The sequence below is a fragment of the Pseudomonas corrugata genome, from assembly GCF_050920615.1.
Taxonomy (GTDB): domain Bacteria; phylum Pseudomonadota; class Gammaproteobacteria; order Pseudomonadales; family Pseudomonadaceae; genus Aquipseudomonas; species Aquipseudomonas corrugata.
This window is the reverse complement of sequence record NZ_CP130434.1, coordinates 5,029,620-5,047,121: the sequence shown is the minus strand read 5'-3', so window position 1 is coordinate 5,047,121 and position 17,502 is coordinate 5,029,620. Positions and strand designations below refer to the sequence as shown.

Genomic DNA, 17,502 nt, shown 5'->3' with positions numbered 1-17,502 from the left:
GCCTTCGCGAGCAGGCTCGCTCCCACAGGGGATTGCATCCATAGCTATAGCGTGGTCTCAGTGCCGCGTCGCAATCCAGATCAGCAAGCCCGCCTGGAACATGGCAAACGCTACCAGGCAGGTGATGGTGAAGCGCAGGCCGGTGTCTTCGCGTTTGAACTTGTTGACCTTTTCCTCCTGCTGCTTGAGCTTGACCTCCTGTTCCGCCAGGTTCTGCTCGGCTTGTTGCAGCATCTGCGCGGCTTCGAGGATTTCCACGAACTGCAGCTTTTCGGTATTCCAGTCTCCTTTCAGGTCACCGACCTGGGCATTCTTGACGCTGCCCTTGAGGTGCTGGGCGTCGGCATAGACCACTTCGAAGCCATGGGCCTGCAGGAAGCGGTCGCGGCGCAGCCGGGTATCTTCGTTCAACGCGTCCTTGTTGTTCAGGTCGGTGCCGTCCACCCGATAGCTTGACCAGCGCTTCTTGGCCCACGTAATGGCCTGGGCTGCGAGGAAGCGGCCGATGCCGCGGTTCATCGGCTCCATCTGCAGGCTTTCCGGGGAAAAATGCAGGCGCTTCTCGACGTGATCGGCCCAGACATCCAGGTGGTTCTGTTCCTTGCGCACGCGTTGGCCTGGCAACTGGATGCTCATGCGCAACAAGCTGCGTTCCTTGCTGTGGCGCTCGGCGTAGCTGAATTCGACAAACCGCAATGGCCGCGCTCCCGTGGCACGGTCCGTCTTGAGCGGGGCCAGCCGGAGCATCTTGTGATGCTCGGCTTGCACGTCCGCCCAAGGCAGCTCCGCCGTCGGTGTGGCGGGCGTTTCGGCGGTGGTGTCGGGTGAAGTTTCAGTCTCAGTCATAACGGCGAAATCCTGTCCTGGCCGGCTCGTCGGCAGCCAATGCGCTGTCCGACACCGATCTATCGGCCGTTTTTCCCAGGACTGGAGGGTTAAAAGCGCTTAACGGGCAGCTATCGAGTCAATAAAAGCCACTATATGGGTACCGAGCGCCGCTGCCAGGGGCAGGTCGGGATTCTTATAGGACGCCAGTTGCCGTTTCTCGTCGTAGGGCACGATACGCATCACGTGGTTCATGCCCTCGATCAGCGCCAGCTCGGCGTCGGGTTTGGCCGCCTTCAACTGCCGCGCGTCATCGACATTGACCTGAATATCGTGGCTGCCCTGGATGATCAAGGCCGGCACCTTCAGCGCCGCGAACGCCTGGGCTGGATCCTGACGGAACAGCGAGATCAGGTACGGCTGCACGCTGGGTCGGAAAATGAACTGCAGCGGCGCCGGCACGTTCGCGTCGAGGCGACCGGCCTTGAGGCTGTCGAGCAGCTCATTGCTGCGCAACATCAGCGGCGGTGGCAGACGGCTGCCCAGTTGCTGGCGCAGCACCTGGTCGATAGGACGGGCACTGCCGGCCACCGAGATGACCGCTGCCGCATTGGCCTGGGGGGCGGCGAGGCTGGCGATCAATGCGCCTTCGCTGTGCCCCAGCAAAATCAATGGGCCCAGCCGTGGGTCGGCGGCCAGTTTGTGACTCCAGGCCACGGCATCGGCCACATAGGCCTCGACGCTCAGGTCGCGTTCGTCCGGTGTCGCGGCCAGGCTGGCGGCCACGCCGCGCTTGTCATACCGCACGCTGGCAATGTTGTGTTTGGCCAGGACCCAGGCCAGGCGTTTGAGACTGTCATTGCGTCCGCCCTCGGGGTTATTGCCGTCGCGATCCGTAGGACCGGATCCGGAAATGATCAGGACTACCGGCACCGGCTTGTCGGATTTGGGCAGTAGCAATGAACCAAAGAGCTCGCCGTGGCCGGTGTCGAGGCTGATCGGTCTTAGCAGGACCGTCGCCTGGGCCAGGCTGGAAAACAGACCGATGAACAGGGTAAGGCTCAGGACACGCAGGTTTAGCATCATCACGCCACTGGTTGTGAAGGTGCCGGTTGGACTGACGGCTACCAATAAGGTTCGAGGATGAACTACGCAGTTAGCCTGCGTATACTGGCGCCCATCAAGAATCCCAGATTGAGTTTCTCAGCGATTTCACGGAGCACCCTGCATGTCCGGCAATACCTACGGCAAGCTGTTCACCGTTACCACCGCGGGCGAAAGCCATGGCCCGGCGTTGGTCGCCATTGTCGACGGCTGCCCGCCGGGCCTGGAGATTTCCCTGGAGGATCTGCAGCGTGATCTGGATCGCCGCAAGCCCGGTACCAGCCGCCACACCACCCAGCGCCAGGAAGCCGATGAAGTCGAGATCCTGTCCGGAGTGTTCGAAGGCCGCACCACCGGTTGCGCCATCGGCCTGCTGATCCGCAACACCGACCAGAAGTCCAAGGACTATTCGGCCATCAAGGACCTGTTCCGCCCGGCCCACGCCGATTACACCTACCACCACAAATACGGTGAGCGTGACTACCGTGGCGGCGGCCGCAGTTCGGCCCGGGAAACCGCGATGCGCGTGGCGGCCGGGGCGATTGCCAAGAAATACCTGGCCAGCCAGGGCATCGTGATTCGTGGCTACATGAGCCAGTTGGGCCCTATCGAAATCCCCTTCAAGACCTGGGATTCGGTGGAGCAGAACGCCTTTTTCTGCCCCGATCCGGACAAGGTGCCGGCACTTGAGGCCTACATGGACCAGTTGCGCCGGGACCAGGATTCGGTCGGTGCGAAGATCACTGTGGTGGCCGAAGGAGTGATGCCGGGCCTTGGCGAGCCGATCTTCGACCGCCTCGACGCCGAACTCGCCCACGCGCTGATGAGCATCAACGCGGTGAAAGGCGTGGAAATCGGTGCCGGTTTCGCCTGCGTTGCCCAGCGTGGCACCGAGCACCGCGACGAACTGACCCCGCAGGGTTTCCTCAGCAACAACGCAGGCGGCATCCTGGGCGGCATTTCCTCGGGCCAGCCGATCGTGGCGCACCTGGCGTTGAAACCGACCTCCAGCATTACCACGCCGGGCCGCTCCATCGACATCCACGGCAATCCGGTAGACGTCATCACCAAGGGCCGTCACGACCCATGCGTGGGTATCCGTGCCACGCCGATTGCCGAGGCGATGATGGCGATCGTGTTGATGGATCACCTGTTGCGCCATCGCGGCCAGAACGCCGATGTCCGGGTCGGCACCCCGGTGCTGGGTCAGCTTTGATGGCTGATCTGCCGACCGCCGTGGCCTGACGACCATGGCGGCACTGCCGTACTGGCGGCTCTCCAGCTTCTATCTGTTCTATTTCGCCCTGCTCGGTTCGACGGCGCCGTTCCTGGCGCTGTATTTCGATCACCTGGGATTCAACGCGGCGCGCATCGGCGAGTTGGTGGCGATTCCCATGCTGATGCGCTGCGTGGCGCCGAACATCTGGGGCTGGCTGGGGGATTACACAGGTCAGCGCCTGGCGATCGTGCGCTTCGGCGCGGTCTGTACGTTGCTGACCTTTTCCCTGATCTTCATCGACAAGAGCTACGCCTGGCTGGCGATGGTCATGGCGTTGCACGCGTTCTTCTGGCACGCGGTGCTGCCGCAGTTCGAAGTCATCACCCTGGCCCATCTGAGCGGACAGGCCTCGCGCTACAGCCAGATCCGCCTGTGGGGCTCCATCGGCTTCATCATCGCCGTGGTCGCGTTGGGCCGGCTGTTCGAATGGCTGAGCCTGGACATCTACCCGCTGGCGCTGGTGCTGATCATGGGCGGCATCGTGCTTGCCAGCTTCTGGGTGCCCAATGCCCAGCCGATACAGGGGCCGCGGGTGGCAGGCGACGGATTCCTGCGCCAGCTGCGCAGCCCCGGTGTACTGGCCTTCTATGCGTGCGTCGGCCTGATGCAGATGAGCCATGGACCGTATTACACCTTTCTGACGCTGCATCTTGAACGGCTGGGTTACAGCCGTGGGGTGATCGGCGTGCTGTGGGCCGTGGGCGTGGTGGCTGAAGTCCTGGTGTTCCTGGTGATGAGCCGGATCCTGGCGCGGTTTTCCGTGCGGCGGGTACTGCTGGCGAGTTTCCTGCTGGCCGCGTTGCGCTGGCTGCTGCTGGGATCATTGGCCGAATTTCTCTGGGTGCTGTTGTTTGCCCAGGTGCTGCATGCGGCGACCTTCGGCAGCTTTCACGCCGCTGCCATCCATTTCGTGCAACGTAGTTTCGGCGCTCGCCAGCAAGGCCAGGGCCAGGCGCTGTATGCCGCACTGGCCGGTACGGGCGGGGCATTGGGCGCCTTGTACTCGGGCTACAGCTGGAACGCCTTGGGCGCCACCTGGACTTTCAGTATCGCCAGCATCGCAGCCTTTGCTGCAGCCGTTATCATTGCCACACGTATGCAAGAGGACAGGCCATGAGCCTTACCCGTGAACAGCTTGCCCGGGAAATCATCGACGCCGGGCGTTTCCTGTATGGCCGCGGTTGGTCCCCGGCCACCAGCAGCAATTACTCCACCCGCCTGGCGCCTGACCAGGCCTTGCTCACCGTGTCCGGCAAGCACAAGGGACAACTGGGTCTTGACGATGTGCTGGCCACTGACCTGGATGGCAATAGCCTGGAACCGGGCAAGAAACCTTCCGCCGAAACCCTGTTGCACACCCAGCTCTACCGCTGGCGCCCGGAGATCGGTGCGGTGCTGCATACCCATTCGGTGAACGCCACGGTGCTGTCGCGCCTGACGGCTGAAGCGTTCGTCGATTTCGAAGACTATGAACTGCAGAAAGCCTTCAGCGGTGTATCGACTCACGAGTCCCGGGTGCGCGTGCCGATTTTCGACAACGACCAGGACATCGCTCGCCTGGCCGCAAAGGTACAGCCGTGGCTCGATGAGCATCCCGATTGTGTGGGCTACCTGATCCGTGGCCACGGCCTGTATACCTGGGGACCAGGCATGAATGATGCGTTGCGCCAGATCGAGGCGTTCGAGTTCCTGTTCGAGTGCGAGCTGAAAACCCGCGCACTCCTGAACCGTTAATTTGCTGGAGCCATAGCCATGAGCAGCCTGTCCGTTTACCACGTATCAAGTCCCGACATCCCGAACAAGGTGTTGACTCACTTCGAAGACATCGCCGCGACACTGGCCGAACAAGGGGTTCGCTTCGACCGTTGGGAGGCGGCGACGAGAATCCAGCCCGGCGCGGCCCAGGACGAAGTCATCGCCGCCTACCGGAGCCAGATCGATCAGTTGATGACCGAGCGCGGCTACATCACGGTCGATGTCATCAGCCTCAACAGCGATCATCCGCAAAAAGCCGAACTGCGCGCCAAGTTCCTCGATGAGCATCGCCACGGTGAGGACGAAGTCCGCTTTTTCGTCGCCGGGCGCGGTCTGTTTACCCTGCACATTGACGATTACGTCTACGCCGTGTTGTGCGAAAAGAACGACTTGATCTCCGTGCCTGCCGGCACACCGCACTGGTTCGATATGGGTGAGCACCCGCATTTCGTTGCCATTCGCCTGTTCAATAACCCGGAAGGCTGGGTCGCCAATTTCACCGGCGACGACATCGCCAGCCGTTTTCCTCGCCTGGAGGACTGAGCCCGTGTCGATCAAAGCCATACTCACCGACATCGAAGGCACCACCAGCGCGGTGAGTTTCGTCTTCGACGTGCTGTTTCCCTACGCTGCACAGCACTTGCCGGCGTTTGTCCGTCAGCATGCCGACCGCGGCGACGTGGCCGAGCAACTGGCTGCGGTGCGTCAGGACAGTGGCGAGCCGGGGGCAGACATCGAGCGAGTCATCGCGATTCTGCTGGGCTGGATCGCCGAAGACCGCAAGGCCACGCCACTCAAGGCGTTGCAGGGCATGGTCTGGGAGCAGGGGTATCAGGCCGGACAGCTGAAGGGGCACGTTTACCCGGATGCGGTAGAGGCCCTCAAGCGCTGGCATGAAGCAGGCTATGGGCTCTATGTGTATTCATCGGGGTCGATTCAGGCGCAGAAACTGATCTTCGGCTGTTCAGAGGCAGGCGACTTGTCGCCGTTGTTCAGCGGTTACTTCGACACCACCTCAGGCGCCAAGCGCGACGTCCAGTCCTATCAGCGGATCAGCCAGGCCATAGGAGTTGCACCAGGCGAGATCCTGTTCCTGTCGGACATCGTCCAGGAACTGGATGCGGCCCAGGGGGCTGGCATGGTGACGTGTGGATTGGCTCGGGAGGGGGGGGAGTTGCCTGGACATCTCACCGTGAAGACTTTTGCCGACATAAACCCTGAGGGTTTCTGAGGACCACCGCAAACCCCACAAAAGCCCAGTTGAGGGAGCCCAACTGGGCGAACTTCAAGGTCAAGCGCTGTGATACGTCGGCAGCGCAAAGCGATGCTGGCTCTGCAACATACTGATCTGCGGCAGCTCGCTGGCCTGCTCGGCCAAGTCACGACGGATGGCACTGATCACCCAGGACAGCTGATCCCCGGCGTGCAACTGGGCATAGGAAATCGAGCGTTTGAACTGTTTGCCTTCGCTGTTGCGCAATGTCAGCAGGATGCCGCCGTCCGGGCGAGCTTGTGTAGTCACTTCATAGTTGGAAAACAGGGACGCGAACTTCTCTTGAATCATATTCATTGACTGCTCCTTGGTGGTGGCAAACCGTGGAGGAGAAGTTGCACTGACCATGCCAGCATTGGATCCGTCTAAAATTCCTTAAAAAACAACAAGTTAATTTTCAGGTGCTTTTTTGCTTTCGTGCATCTTGCATGAATGGCTATCGTGCACCCTGCATTTTGCGTGGTCGGACAATCTTTTTTTGAACCAAATCAAATCCTGATGCTCACGCTTCGTCTGTCCCCGCAGTGGATACAAAACATTGCAAAAAGCGCGTGTACAGGGCGACGAGCGCTCGGTACTTTCGAGCGACCATCGCCGCCAGCCTGAGCGCAGGAACCGAGACCCGCAGGTCGAACAGGGAGCTTCATGAGTCGTATACCCAACGACGCCATTACCTGGGGCATGATGCTGCGCAAGCTGCCTTCCCTCGCCAGAATCGTCCCCCGGATCATCAGGGGCCGCAAGTTCGCCAATGTCCGGGACCCGGCCCAACCCTGTGGCCTGGGCTGGAGTTTCGAACAGGCCGCGCGACGCAATCCCCAGGGCCCTGCGTTGCTGTACGACGACACTTCATTGAGTTATGCACAAGTCAACGAGCAGGCCAATCGCATCGCCCACTATTGGTTGGCGCAGGGCATTGGCAAGGGCGACTGCATCGCGATTTTTCTCGAGAACCGTCCTCAACTGCTGATAACGCTGTTGGCAGTGGCGAAGATCGGGGCGGTCAGTGCCATGCTCAACACTTCGCAGACGGGAGACGCGTTGGTGCACAGCCTGGTGCTGGTTGCACCGGTCGCGGTGGTGGTGGGGGATGAGCGGATTCCGGCTTTCGAGCAGGTGCGGGGCCGGACTGCTCTGTCGAGCGCTCGCACCTGGTGGTTGGCTGACGAACACAGCGCCGCTGTCCCTTGCGGCTTCGTCGATCTGCTGGGCAACAGCGACGACTATCCTGATGACAACCCGGTCAGCAGCCGACAGGTATTTTTCAACGACCCGTGCTTTTATCTCTACACCTCGGGCACTATCGGCCTGCCCAAGGCCGTGGTGTTCAGTCATGGGCGCTGGATGCGCACGTCCACCCATTCTGGCCTGATGGCCCTGGACATGCAGCCCGACGATGTCCTCTATTGCCCCTTGCCCCTGTATCACGCCACGGGTCTGTGCGTGTGTTGGGGAGCAGCGATCAGTGGCGCGTCGGGTTTTGCAATCCGGCGTACATTCAGCGCCGGCCGGTTCTGGAGCGATGTACGCCGTTATCGAGCAACCACGCTGGGGTATGTGGGGGAGCTGTGTCGCTTCCTGATCGACCAGCCTGCCAGCGGCGAAGACCGTCGGCATGAGGTGCAGAAGATGATCGGTAATGGCCTGCGGCCGGGCGCCTGGGCTGCGTTCAAGACCCGCTTCGGCGTCGACCACATTTGTGAGATGTACGCGGCCAGCGACGGCAATATCGGCTTCGCCAACCTCCTGAATTTCGACAATACCGTCGGGTTTTCCCTGACGGGCTGGGAGCTGGTGCAGTACGACCAGGGCAGCGGGATGCCGCTGCGCAACCTGCAAGGGCGGATGCAGAAAGTCCCGAAGGGGCAGCCTGGTCTGCTGCTGGCGCGGATCGATGACAAAGCGCCCCTGGACGGCTACGCCGACCCGACCCGGAACGAAGAAGCCATCTATCGGGATGTCTTCACTCCTGGTGATCGTTACTTCAATACCGGTGACTTGCTGCGTGACCTCGGTTTTGGCCATGGCCAATTCGTCGACCGCCTCGGCGACACCTACCGCTGGAAAGGCGAAAACGTATCCGCCACGCAAGTCGAGAATGTCTTGCTGCAGCACCCGCAAGTGGCCGAGGCGGTGGTCTATGGTGTGGAGATCAACGGCGCCGACGGGCGCGCCGGCATGGCGGCCATCACTCCATCCGAATCCCTGGCAACCCTGGACTTCAGCGAGCTGTTGCAGTTTCTGCAATCCCGGCTGCCGGCCAATGCGGTACCGCTGTTCCTGCGCATCAAGGTGAAGATGGACATCACCGGCACCTTCAAATACCACAAGGCCCGGCTCAGGAGTGAAGCCTTCGACCCCTGCGTCATGGACGATGAGCCGGTCTTCGCCTGGATACCCGGCACCGGAACCTATGTGCGCGTCGACCGCCAGTTGGCGACGCAGATCCGGGGCGGGCAGTATGACTATTGATTCTGGCTATGACGGGTACTGAGAAAAAGGGGATGACAGGCCCTGCGCCGCTCGGGAAACTAGCCGCATTCTCGAAGACTCAAGTGGAGTACCCCATGTCCGATACAAGCCGCCAGATGACCCCGGAAGAGGCCGCGGAATTTGCCGAACAGGTGTTCAACGTGGCGCGCCAGGGTGACGCCGCCATGATGGCGGCCTTGCTGAGCAAAGGCTTGCCGCCCAACCTGCGTAACCACAAGGGCGACACCTTGTTGATGCTGGCCGCTTATCACGGGCACGTGGAAACGGTGAAAGTACTGCTGGAACACAAGGCCGACCCGGAAATCCGCAACGACAACGGCCAGAGCCCGATTGCCGGCGCGGCGTTCAAGGGCGACCTGGCGGTGGTCTCGGCGCTGGTGGACGGTGGCGCACAGGTGGAAGGTGCCTCCTTCGACGGTCGCACGGCGCTGATGATGGCGGCGATGTTCAACCGGGTGGCGATCGTCGACTACCTGATCGGCAAAGGCGCGGACCCGAAGGCCAAGGACGCCAACGGCACCTCGGCCCTGGATGCGGCCCGGACCATGGGCGCGGTAGATACCACGGCGCAGTTGGAGAAGTTGTCGGGTTGATATCAGACGGTATCCATGTGATGAGAGTGACTGTGGGAGCAAAGCTTGCTCGCGATTACGGTGAGTCAGTCAGCAATAATGTCGACTGGCCTGCCGCTATCGCGAGCAAACTTTGCTCCCACAGCAAGCTCCCTCGCCACGGATGCCTCGGCTGATGTGATGCGCTATCCTGCGCGCCCTCGAAATTCCCAATTGCCACAGGATCCACCCAATGAAAGCCGCACTCGTCGAACTCATCAGCAAAATCAGCTCCGGCTGCCTGGGCGATGCCGACATTGACAGGATTGCCGACGAAGCGGCCCAGGCCTATGCCGATCCGGCGGCTTTCCTGGCAGTCAACCCGGACATCAACTACGACGACACCTTTCCGATTCCGCTGGGCGAATGGGTGGTCGTCGGCAGTTTGCCGGACACCGTGCTGTTCCAGGCCGACACCTATGTGCAGTTGTTCGAGCAGATCGTCGCGTCTTTCGGCCCCGGCGTGGCGTTCAACCTCAAGCCCAAGCAACTGGCGAAAACCGAAGCCCTGACGGCGCTCAACCGCATCCAGATCCAGATGAGCAGCCTGAACAAGGAAAACGGCGGCTACGTACTGATGAACTTCAGCCAGTTGCTCGACGATGAATTGCAGATGGTGCTGGTGTACGGCAACGACGTTCCGCGGGTGCTGGAGCTGTGCGCGCAAGTCGGCATTGCCGTGGCACCTGCCCTGGAAGCCCTCAAGGTCGCGGTCCACGTCTGAAGCAATCAAACGGAACCCTCGCTGGGGGCCGACTATCCTAAGTGTGCATGCCATCACTTGGGAGCGACACCATGGGTTCCACCTTCAACGGCCTGGTTGGCCTGATCATCCTGGCGCTCGATATCTGGGCGATCATCAATGTGCTCAAGAGTGGCGCGGAAACCGGGATGAAAATCCTCTGGGTACTGCTGATCCTGCTGTTGCCGGTATTGGGCCTGATCATCTGGGCGATTGCCGGGCCGCGTGGCAACGTGCGGGTCTGACGCCTCTTGTGCTGTGCCCGGCAGGCGTTGTCTGCCGGGCCTCTATCGATTACGCCGCCGCCATCGCGTGCTTCTGTGACGTGCCGAGGAAACGCAGCAGGGCCAGCAACGGGAAGGCGCTGCCGATGATCACCACCCACAGCCAGCCACCATGCTCGTACACCGCGCTGGCAATCGATGAGCCGAAGGCGCCGCCGACGAAGATACTGGTCATGTACAGGGCATTGAGACGGCCGCGGCTTTTGGCATCCAGGGCATAGATGGTGCGCTGGCCCAGTACCATGTTCATCTGCACACAAAAGTCCAATACCACGCCGGTGACCGCCAGGCCGATGACGCTGTAGAGCGGATGGATGAATGCCGGCAGGAAACTCAGGCCGGCGAACAGCATTGCCAGCAGCGAGGCGATGCGGGTGTGACCGGCGTCGGCCAGCCGCCCGGCAATGGGGGCGGCGATGGCGCCGATGGCACCGACCAGGGCGAACAGGGCAATCTCGGTCTGGGACAGCCCGTGGTTACGCGCCAGCTCCAGGGGCACGGCCGTCCAGAACAGGCTGAACGTGGCGAACATGCAGGCCTGGTAAAACGCCCGTTGGCGCAACAGCGGTTGTTGACGCAGCAAGGTGCCGAGGGAACCCAGCAATTGCCCGTAGGTGGCGCTGTGGTCAGGTTGGCGCTTGGGCACGGTGAACGCCAGAACAAGACTGATCGCCGCCATCAATGCCGCCGCGATCATGAACATTGCGCGCCAGCCGAAGTAATCGGCCACCACGCTGGACACCGGCCGTGCCAGCAGGATCCCCAGCAGCAGCCCGCCCATGATCCCGCCGACCACCCGACCCCGGGACGCTTCCGGCGTGAGATGCGCGGCCAGGGGAATCAGGACTTGCACCGACACTGAACTGAACCCCACCAGCAGCGAAACCAACAGGAACACATTCGGCTGATCGGTGAACGCTGCGCCCAACAGGCTGGCAATCGCCACGAGGGTGGTGAGGATCATCAACCGGCGGTTTTCCAGCAGGTCGCCCAGCGGCACCAGGAAGAATAGGCCCAGGGCGTAACCGATCTGGGTCAGCGAGACGATCAGGCTGGCCATGGTGCTGGTCAGGCCGACGTCGGGGGCGATCAGTTCGATGATGGGTTGGGCGTAATAGATATTGGCAACGATGGCGCCGCAGCAGAAGGCGAATAGCAGGACCATGCCTCGGGTCAGGGCGGGGGAGTTGGCGGTCATGGGAGTTCCGTCAATGACTAGTAAGGATTGCGGGCAAGGCTAAAGGCTGTGCCGGCTTTGGGGTAGTCGCCTGGATTGATAACAACCATGTCCGGGATTGATGCGACTGTGGGAGCGAGCCTGCTCGCGATGGCGGTGTGTCAGTTACCAGTGCTTGTCTGACACTCCGCCATCGCGAGCAGGCTCGCTCCCACAGGTTTTTGTGTGGCCTGGAAAGTGGCGTTTATTGCCCGTTGTAGATCTGGTCGAAAATCCCACCGTCATTGAAGTGCGTCTTCTGCACGGTGCGCCAGTCGCCGAAGGTTTTCTCCACCGACAGGAAATCCACCTTCGGGAAGCGGTCGGTGTATTTGGCCAGGATGGCCGGATCCCGTGGACGCAGGTAGTTGGCGGCGGCAATTTCCTGGCCTTCGGGCGACCACAGGTAGTTGAGGTACGCCTCGGCTGCGGCGCGGGAGCCTTTTTTCTCCACCACCTTGTCCACCACGGTCACCGGAGGCTCGGCTTCGGCGGACACGCTCGGATAGACCACTTCGAACTGGTCGCGACCGAACTCGCGGGCGATCATTTCAGCTTCGTTTTCAAAGGTCACCAGCACGTCGCCGATCTGGTTGGTCATGAACGTGGTGGTCGCGGCACGACCGCCGGTGTCCAGCACTGGCGCTTGCTTGAACAGCTTGCCGACGAAATCCTTGGCCTTGGTTTCATCGCCGCCGTTCTTCAGCACGTAGCCCCAGGCCGACAGGTAGGTGTAGCGACCGTTACCGGAGGTCTTCGGGTTGGGCACGATCACTTGCACGCCATCCTTGAGCAGGTCGGGCCAGTCTTTCAGAGCCTTGGGGTTGCCTTTGCGCACGATGAACACCGTGGCCGAGGTGAACGGGGCGCTGTGATTCGGCAGGCGGCTGACCCAGTCCTCGGGCACCAGTTTGCCGTTGTCCGCCAGGGCATTGATGTCAGTGGCCATGTTCATGGTGATGACATCCGCCGGCAGCCCGTCGATGACCGAGCGTGCCTGTTTGCTCGAGCCGCCGAAGGACATCTGCACGGTGATGTTTTCGTTGTGCTCGGATTGCCAGTGCTTCTGGAAGGCTGCGTTGTAATCCTTGTAGAAGTCGCGCATCACGTCGTAGGACACGTTGAGCAGCGTCGGAGCGGCGTGGGCCAGGCTGCCGAAGGTCAGGCCGGCGGCGAGAAGGGAGGCGCGAAAGAAGTTCTTCACTGCGAATTCCTTTTATTTGAAGGGGTTCCAGGCCAGCACACTAGCGGCAGGCCTGACGGCCTACAAGCATCAAAAAGTGCTTTGCTTATTCCAGTTTCCTGAACAATGCATTGCCACAGCGAGAGCAGAACGCGGCCCCATGCTCATGGCTGTCTTTACTGCACACCGGGCAATCGTGCCTGAGCTGGTCGCCGCGCATGGCGGTGGCCAGTTCTGCGGTGAAGATACCGGTCGGCACGGCGATGATCGAATAACCGGTGATCATCACCAGGGATGAAACCACCTGGCCCAGGGGCGTCCTGGGCACGATATCGCCGAAACCCACGGTGGTCAGTGTCACGATCGCCCAATAGATGCCCTTGGGAATGCTGGTGAAGCCATGCTCCGGGCCTTCGATGACGTACATCAGCGTGCCGAACACGGTTACCAGGGTGGAGACGCTGACCAGAAACACGATGATTTTCTGCTTGCTGCCCTGCAGCGCCGCCATCAGGTAATTGGCTTGCTTGAGGTAGGGGCTGAGCTTGAGCACCCGGAAGATCCGCAGCATGCGGATGATCCGAATGATCAGCAGGTACTGGGCATCGCTGTAGTACAGCGCCAGGATGCCCGGCACGATCGCCAGCAGATCCACCAGGCCATAGAAACTGAACGCATACCGCAGGGGCTTGGGTGAGCAATACAGGCGCAGGCCATACTCGACGAGGAAGATAAAGGTGAAACCCCATTCGATCCCGGCCAGCAGGGTTGCGTAGTTCTTGTGCACGCTGTCGATGCTGTCGAGCATCACGATCACCAGGCTGGCGAGGATGATCAACAGCAACGTACTGTCGAAGCGTCGACCGGCCACGGTGTCGGTCTGGAAAATCATGATGTAGAGGCGTTCACGCCAGTTGTCGGTGCTGTCCATAACCTTCGCCTGATTCAGAGTCAGCGAAGCCTAGGGTGATTGCCCCGCAGAGTGCAAGGCGCGGTGTCGAGTGTGGCCTGGTGCCACGCCCGAACCGTGGCGCGGACCAGCCAGCCGGCGAGGATGAAAGGGGCGGTCAGCGGCGCCAGGCCGAGGGCGGCGAAGCCGGGCGTGAGCAGGATCGCCAACAGGATGCCCGCCAGTGGTCGCCAGGGTGAGCGCCGCGCCTGGCTGAGCGCCAGCGCAGCCAGGGCCGGGTTATAACCACCCAACCCTGACAGGGCGGCTGCGTTTTCGTGATGCAACAACGCGAAGGCCAGGCCGGCGGCTGAACCGAACAATGCCCAGCTTGCGGCGCGCGGGTTGACCAGCAGCAGACCTGTCGCGATCAGCGCTCCGGCCAACGGGTGGTCGAGAAATACGACTTGGCCCAATCCGTTCAACCAGCCGGTCAGCAGGTTGGGCACTGTCAGTTCCACCGTCAGGGAGGGCGGCTGTAGCGGGACTCCCCCCAGCAGCAACCAGCCCAGCCCTACGAAAGGCGCGGTGTAGGCGGGCAGGCATCGCGGGCTACGGATGCGCTTGAGCCATTGCTGGGTCAGCATCGCACTGAGGCCGCCGCCCGCGATAATCAGCGGCGGCAGCAGGACGGACCAGGGCAACACCAGGCCCGCCAGCAACCCCAGCAGGATGCCGTTGTAGCTGAACAGCCCGGCCTGGCGATCCGCCTTGGGGTAATCGCGCCGCTGGGCCGTGAGCAGCCCGGCCACGCCGCCCAGCAACGCCCACCCGAACAGGGTCGGCGTGCTGAACAGTATCGCCAGCAGGCACAACAGGCCGCACAGCGGATGACGTTGGAGGAAGATCTGGCTGAAGCCGTTGAGCAGGGCGGTGGCCCAGTCGGGGCAGTGGGTATTGGGCATGGTTGGGTGGTGTGTCTGGTGGATCGAGTTGACCCCGTCGCGAGCAGGCTCGCTCCCACAGGTTTTGGTGAACGCCGCAAACCCAGTGTGGGAGCGAGCCTGCTCGCGATGAGGCCAGTACAAACGCTAGATCAACGTCTCGATGCGCAACGAATTGGTCGACCCCGGCTGCCCGAACGGCACGCCCGCGGTGATCAACAGCGTGTCGCCGCGCCGCGCCATGCCTTGGGCCTGGGCGATTTCCAGGGCGGTGGAGCACACTTCATCCACCTGCCGCAGCCGATCGTTGACCACCGAATGCACGCCCCAGGCCACCGTCAAGCGGCGGGCTGCCTGAAGGTTCGGCGTGAGGTTGAGGATCGGCACCGTTGGCCGTTCCCGCGCGGCTCTCAGGCTGGAACTGCCCGATTCGCTGTAGTTCACCAGCACCGCTACCGGCAGGACGTTGCTGATGCGCCGGATCGCACAGCTGATGGCGTCCGACACCGTGGCCTCGGCTTTCGGTCGGCTGACATCCAACTGGGCCTGGTAATCCGGACCGTTCTCGACCTGGCGGATGATCTTGCTCATCATCTGCACGGCTTCGAGGGGGTAGTCGCCCGAAGCGGTTTCCGCCGACAGCATCACCGCATCGGCGCCTTCGGCCACGGCGTTGGCGACGTCGGTGACCTCGGCCCGGGTGGGTGCCGGGGAGAAACGCATCGATTCCAGCATCTGGGTCGCCACCACCACCGGTTTGCCGAGGGCGCGGCAGGTGCCGATGATGTTCTTCTGGATCTGCGGCACGCTCTCGGCCGGTACTTCAACGCCCAGATCGCCACGCGCAACCATGATCGCGTCGCTCAGCTCGGCGATTTCCCGCAGTTGGGTCACCGCCGATGGTTTTTCGATCTTGGCCATCAGGAACGCCTTGTCGCCAATCAGTGCGCGGGCTTCGCGGATGTCTTCGGGACGCTGTACAAACGACAGCGCCACCCAGTCCACGCCCAACTCCAGGCCGAAGCTCAAGTCGCGACGGTCCTTGGCGGTCAGCGGGCTCAGGTCGAGCACGGCCTGGGGGACGTTCACGCCTTTGCGGTCCGACAGTTCACCACCGTTGAGCACTTCGGTGTCGATGGCGTCGCTGTGCCGGGCAACCACCCGCAGGCGTAGTTTGCCGTCATCCAGCAGCAGATCCATGCCCGGCTCCAGGGCTGCGATGATTTCAGGGTGGGGCAGGTTGACCCGGCGTTGATCGCCGGGTGTCGGGTCCAGGTCCAGGCGCAGGGCCTGGCCACGTTGCAGCAGGACCTTGCCGTCAGCGAACTTGCCGACCCGCAGTTTCGGGCCTTGCAGGTCCATCAGGATTCCCAGCGGGTAGTTGAGCTGCCGCTCCACTTCGCGAATCCACTGGTAGCGCTGGGCATGGTCGGCGTGATCGCCGTGGCTGAAGTTCAGGCGGAAGATGTTCACCCCGGCCTGCACCAGCTCATGGATGTCGTCGATCCCGCGAGTGGCGGGGCCGAGGGTGGCGAGGATCTTGACCTTCTTGTCAGGCGTCATGTTCGGGGTTCTCGAGAATCAGGATGGCGCGGAAGTCGTTGACGTTGGTGCGGGTCGGCTCGGTGACGATCAACGCGTCCAGCGCGGCGAAATAGCCGTAGCCGTTGTTGTTGTCCAGTTCGTCGCTGGCGCTCAGGCCCAGCTCGGCGGCACGGCGATAACTGCCTGGGGTCATGATGGCGCCGGCGTTGTCTTCGGAACCGTCGATGCCGTCGGTGTCGCCGGCCAGCGCATAAATGCCGGGATGGCCCTTGAGGTTGTCGGTAAGGCTCAGCAGGAATTCTGCGTTGCGACCGCCTCGGCCCTGGCCGCGCACGGTCACCGTGGTTTCGCCGCCGGACAGGATCACGCACGGCGCCGCCACTGGCTGGCCATACCGGGCGATTTGCCGGGCGATACCGCCATGGACTTTCGCCACTTCCCGGGACTCACCCTCCAGGTCGCCAAGGATCAGCGGGCTGAAGCCGGCCTTGCGAGCCTTCACAGCGGCCGCTTCCAGGGATTGCTGGGGGCGGGCGATCAGTTGGAAATGACTGCGGGCCAGGCTTGGGTCGCCGGGCTTGACGGTTTCCGACTCCGCGCTTTGCAGCCAGGTGTGTACCGCCGCCGGGACCTCGATGCTGTAGCGCTTGAGGATCGCCAGGGCTTCGGCCGATGTGCTGGGGTCGGCCACGGTGGGGCCGGACGCGATGACCGTGGCGAGGTCGCCCGGCACATCGGAAATCGCATAGGTGTAGACCGTCGCTGGCCAGCAGGCCTTGCCCAGGCGCCCGCCCTTGATCGCCGAGAGGTGTTTGCGCACGCAGTTCATCTCGCTGATGGTGGCGCCGGATTTGAGCAAGGCTTTGTTGATCGCTTGTTTGTCGGCCAGACTGATCCCGGCCGCCGGCAGTGCCAGCAACGCCGAGCCACCGCCGGACAGCAGGAAGATCACCCGGTCGTCTTCTGTCAGGTTGCTGACCAGTTCCAGCACCCGCCCGGCCACCGCCAGGCCGGCCGCGTCGGGCACGGGGTGGGCGGCTTCCACCACCTCGATTTTCTGGCAAGGCGCGCCATGGCCGTAGCGGGTCACCACCAGGCCGCTGACTTCGCCCTGCCAGCAACGCTCGACTACCTGCGCCATCGCCGCAGCGGCCTTACCGGCCCCGATGACAATCACCCGGCCGCTGCGGTCGGCTGGCAGATACTGTTCAAGGACTTGTTGCGGATGGGCCGCGTCGATGGCTGCGGCAAACAGCTCGCGGAGCAATTGTTGCGGATCGACCGACATGGCGGGCTCCCGATTCTTATTATTGGATTGATGCGATCTCTTGTGGGAGCGAGCCTGCTCGCGATAGCGAT

Annotated in this window: 18 protein-coding genes; 9 read left to right on the top strand and 9 right to left on the bottom strand. The window is 62.3% G+C overall.

Features of this window, described 5'->3' with window-relative positions; genetic code table 11:
• Nucleotides 1-57 precede the first annotated feature (57 nt).
• Together QZH45_RS22455 and QZH45_RS22450 are read right to left on the bottom strand one after the other, a co-directional pair.
• Nucleotides 58-846, bottom strand: a complete 789-nt coding sequence (locus QZH45_RS22455) for an N-acetyltransferase (RefSeq protein WP_024780651.1) — start codon at nucleotides 844-846, stop codon at nucleotides 58-60.
• 99 nt (nucleotides 847-945) lie between these two features.
• On the bottom strand, nucleotides 946-1,911 hold the full coding sequence (locus tag QZH45_RS22450; protein WP_024780650.1) for an alpha/beta hydrolase: 966 nt from the start codon (nucleotides 1,909-1,911) through the stop codon (nucleotides 946-948).
• 142 nt (nucleotides 1,912-2,053) lie between these two features.
• Between QZH45_RS22450 and aroC the strand changes: the two genes are divergently transcribed.
• From aroC to mtnC, 5 genes are read left to right on the top strand one after another with little or no spacing between them, the layout of a single operon-like run.
• A complete protein-coding gene (aroC, locus tag QZH45_RS22445) occupies nucleotides 2,054-3,145 on the top strand; it encodes a chorismate synthase (RefSeq protein ID WP_024780649.1) in 1,092 nt (363 codons plus the stop codon).
• A 34-nt stretch (nucleotides 3,146-3,179) separates the two neighbouring features.
• Nucleotides 3,180-4,325, top strand: coding sequence for an MFS transporter (locus QZH45_RS22440; RefSeq protein WP_024780648.1), 1,146 nt, complete (start codon nucleotides 3,180-3,182; stop codon nucleotides 4,323-4,325).
• Nucleotides 4,322-4,942: a methylthioribulose 1-phosphate dehydratase gene (locus QZH45_RS22435; protein ID WP_024780647.1), complete on the top strand. Its 621-nt coding sequence runs from the start codon at nucleotides 4,322-4,324 to the stop codon at nucleotides 4,940-4,942. Before QZH45_RS22440 ends, QZH45_RS22435 begins: the two co-directional genes overlap by 4 nt.
• 18 nt (nucleotides 4,943-4,960) lie before the next feature.
• Entirely contained in the window at nucleotides 4,961-5,506 is a 546-nt protein-coding gene (locus tag QZH45_RS22430; protein ID WP_024780646.1) for a 1,2-dihydroxy-3-keto-5-methylthiopentene dioxygenase, read from the top strand.
• A 4-nt stretch (nucleotides 5,507-5,510) separates the two neighbouring features.
• Nucleotides 5,511-6,194 carry an acireductone synthase gene (gene mtnC / locus QZH45_RS22425; RefSeq protein ID WP_024780645.1) on the top strand — a complete coding sequence of 228 codons (684 nt, stop codon included), beginning with the start codon at nucleotides 5,511-5,513 and terminating at the stop codon, nucleotides 6,192-6,194.
• Nucleotides 6,195-6,254: 60 nt separating this feature from the next.
• Here the strand turns inward: mtnC and QZH45_RS22420 are convergent, their stop codons facing one another.
• On the bottom strand, nucleotides 6,255-6,533 hold the full coding sequence (locus QZH45_RS22420) for a DUF3509 domain-containing protein (protein ID WP_024780644.1): 279 nt from the start codon (nucleotides 6,531-6,533) through the stop codon (nucleotides 6,255-6,257).
• 348 nt (nucleotides 6,534-6,881) lie between these two features.
• Here QZH45_RS22420 and QZH45_RS22415 point away from each other — a divergent pair, with 348 nt between their 5' ends.
• From QZH45_RS22415 to QZH45_RS22400, 4 genes are all read left to right on the top strand, one after another.
• Nucleotides 6,882-8,708, top strand: a complete 1,827-nt coding sequence (locus QZH45_RS22415) for a long-chain-acyl-CoA synthetase (RefSeq protein WP_024780643.1) — start codon at nucleotides 6,882-6,884, stop codon at nucleotides 8,706-8,708.
• 95 nt (nucleotides 8,709-8,803) lie between these two features.
• Complete coding sequence (locus QZH45_RS22410) at nucleotides 8,804-9,322, top strand: ankyrin repeat domain-containing protein (protein ID WP_024780642.1); 519 nt, start codon at nucleotides 8,804-8,806, stop codon at nucleotides 9,320-9,322.
• A gap of 211 nt (nucleotides 9,323-9,533) precedes the next feature.
• On the top strand, nucleotides 9,534-10,064 hold the full coding sequence (locus QZH45_RS22405; RefSeq protein WP_024780641.1) for a hypothetical protein: 531 nt from the start codon (nucleotides 9,534-9,536) through the stop codon (nucleotides 10,062-10,064).
• Nucleotides 10,065-10,135: 71 nt separating this feature from the next.
• Entirely contained in the window at nucleotides 10,136-10,327 is a 192-nt protein-coding gene (locus QZH45_RS22400) for a PLDc N-terminal domain-containing protein (RefSeq protein WP_041021537.1), read from the top strand.
• A gap of 49 nt (nucleotides 10,328-10,376) precedes the next feature.
• Here QZH45_RS22400 and QZH45_RS22395 read toward each other — a convergent pair whose 3' ends face one another.
• The 6 genes from QZH45_RS22395 to QZH45_RS22370 form a co-directional block, all read right to left on the bottom strand.
• Entirely contained in the window at nucleotides 10,377-11,564 is a 1,188-nt protein-coding gene (locus QZH45_RS22395; RefSeq protein WP_024780639.1) for an MFS transporter, read from the bottom strand.
• A gap of 223 nt (nucleotides 11,565-11,787) precedes the next feature.
• Nucleotides 11,788-12,786, bottom strand: coding sequence for a sulfate ABC transporter substrate-binding protein (locus tag QZH45_RS22390; RefSeq protein ID WP_024780638.1), 999 nt, complete (start codon nucleotides 12,784-12,786; stop codon nucleotides 11,788-11,790).
• A gap of 85 nt (nucleotides 12,787-12,871) precedes the next feature.
• Nucleotides 12,872-13,696, bottom strand: coding sequence for an ion transporter (locus QZH45_RS22385; RefSeq protein ID WP_024780637.1), 825 nt, complete (start codon nucleotides 13,694-13,696; stop codon nucleotides 12,872-12,874).
• A gap of 20 nt (nucleotides 13,697-13,716) precedes the next feature.
• Nucleotides 13,717-14,619: an urea transporter gene (locus QZH45_RS22380; RefSeq protein WP_024780636.1), complete on the bottom strand. Its 903-nt coding sequence runs from the start codon at nucleotides 14,617-14,619 to the stop codon at nucleotides 13,717-13,719.
• Nucleotides 14,620-14,745: 126 nt separating this feature from the next.
• On the bottom strand, nucleotides 14,746-16,161 hold the full coding sequence (gene pyk, locus QZH45_RS22375; protein ID WP_024780635.1) for a pyruvate kinase: 1,416 nt from the start codon (nucleotides 16,159-16,161) through the stop codon (nucleotides 14,746-14,748).
• Complete coding sequence (locus QZH45_RS22370; protein WP_024780634.1) at nucleotides 16,151-17,431, bottom strand: glycerate kinase type-2 family protein; 1,281 nt, start codon at nucleotides 17,429-17,431, stop codon at nucleotides 16,151-16,153. The genes pyk and QZH45_RS22370 overlap by 11 nt, the downstream gene beginning before the upstream one ends.
• Nucleotides 17,432-17,502 lie beyond the last annotated feature (71 nt).

What these genes read in the sequence shown, in the direction of transcription:
- pyk (WP_024780635.1), bottom strand. Translation starts at nt 16,161, where the DNA reads ATGACGCCTGACAAGAAGGTCAAGATCCTCGCCACCCTCGGCCCCGCC.
- QZH45_RS22410 (WP_024780642.1), top strand. Translation starts at nt 8,804, where the DNA reads ATGTCCGATACAAGCCGCCAGATGACCCCGGAAGAGGCCGCGGAATTT.
- QZH45_RS22415 (WP_024780643.1), top strand. Translation starts at nt 6,882, where the DNA reads ATGAGTCGTATACCCAACGACGCCATTACCTGGGGCATGATGCTGCGC.
- QZH45_RS22450 (WP_024780650.1), bottom strand. Translation starts at nt 1,911, where the DNA reads ATGATGCTAAACCTGCGTGTCCTGAGCCTTACCCTGTTCATCGGTCTG.
- QZH45_RS22430 (WP_024780646.1), top strand. Translation starts at nt 4,961, where the DNA reads ATGAGCAGCCTGTCCGTTTACCACGTATCAAGTCCCGACATCCCGAAC.
- QZH45_RS22385 (WP_024780637.1), bottom strand. Translation starts at nt 13,696, where the DNA reads ATGGACAGCACCGACAACTGGCGTGAACGCCTCTACATCATGATTTTC.
- QZH45_RS22440 (WP_024780648.1), top strand. Translation starts at nt 3,180, where the DNA reads ATGGCGGCACTGCCGTACTGGCGGCTCTCCAGCTTCTATCTGTTCTAT.
- QZH45_RS22380 (WP_024780636.1), bottom strand. Translation starts at nt 14,619, where the DNA reads ATGCCCAATACCCACTGCCCCGACTGGGCCACCGCCCTGCTCAACGGC.
- QZH45_RS22455 (WP_024780651.1), bottom strand. Translation starts at nt 846, where the DNA reads ATGACTGAGACTGAAACTTCACCCGACACCACCGCCGAAACGCCCGCC.
- aroC (WP_024780649.1), top strand. Translation starts at nt 2,054, where the DNA reads ATGTCCGGCAATACCTACGGCAAGCTGTTCACCGTTACCACCGCGGGC.
- QZH45_RS22395 (WP_024780639.1), bottom strand. Translation starts at nt 11,564, where the DNA reads ATGACCGCCAACTCCCCCGCCCTGACCCGAGGCATGGTCCTGCTATTC.
- QZH45_RS22370 (WP_024780634.1), bottom strand. Translation starts at nt 17,431, where the DNA reads ATGTCGGTCGATCCGCAACAATTGCTCCGCGAGCTGTTTGCCGCAGCC.
- QZH45_RS22405 (WP_024780641.1), top strand. Translation starts at nt 9,534, where the DNA reads ATGAAAGCCGCACTCGTCGAACTCATCAGCAAAATCAGCTCCGGCTGC.
- QZH45_RS22400 (WP_041021537.1), top strand. Translation starts at nt 10,136, where the DNA reads ATGGGTTCCACCTTCAACGGCCTGGTTGGCCTGATCATCCTGGCGCTC.
- QZH45_RS22420 (WP_024780644.1), bottom strand. Translation starts at nt 6,533, where the DNA reads ATGAATATGATTCAAGAGAAGTTCGCGTCCCTGTTTTCCAACTATGAA.
- QZH45_RS22435 (WP_024780647.1), top strand. Translation starts at nt 4,322, where the DNA reads ATGAGCCTTACCCGTGAACAGCTTGCCCGGGAAATCATCGACGCCGGG.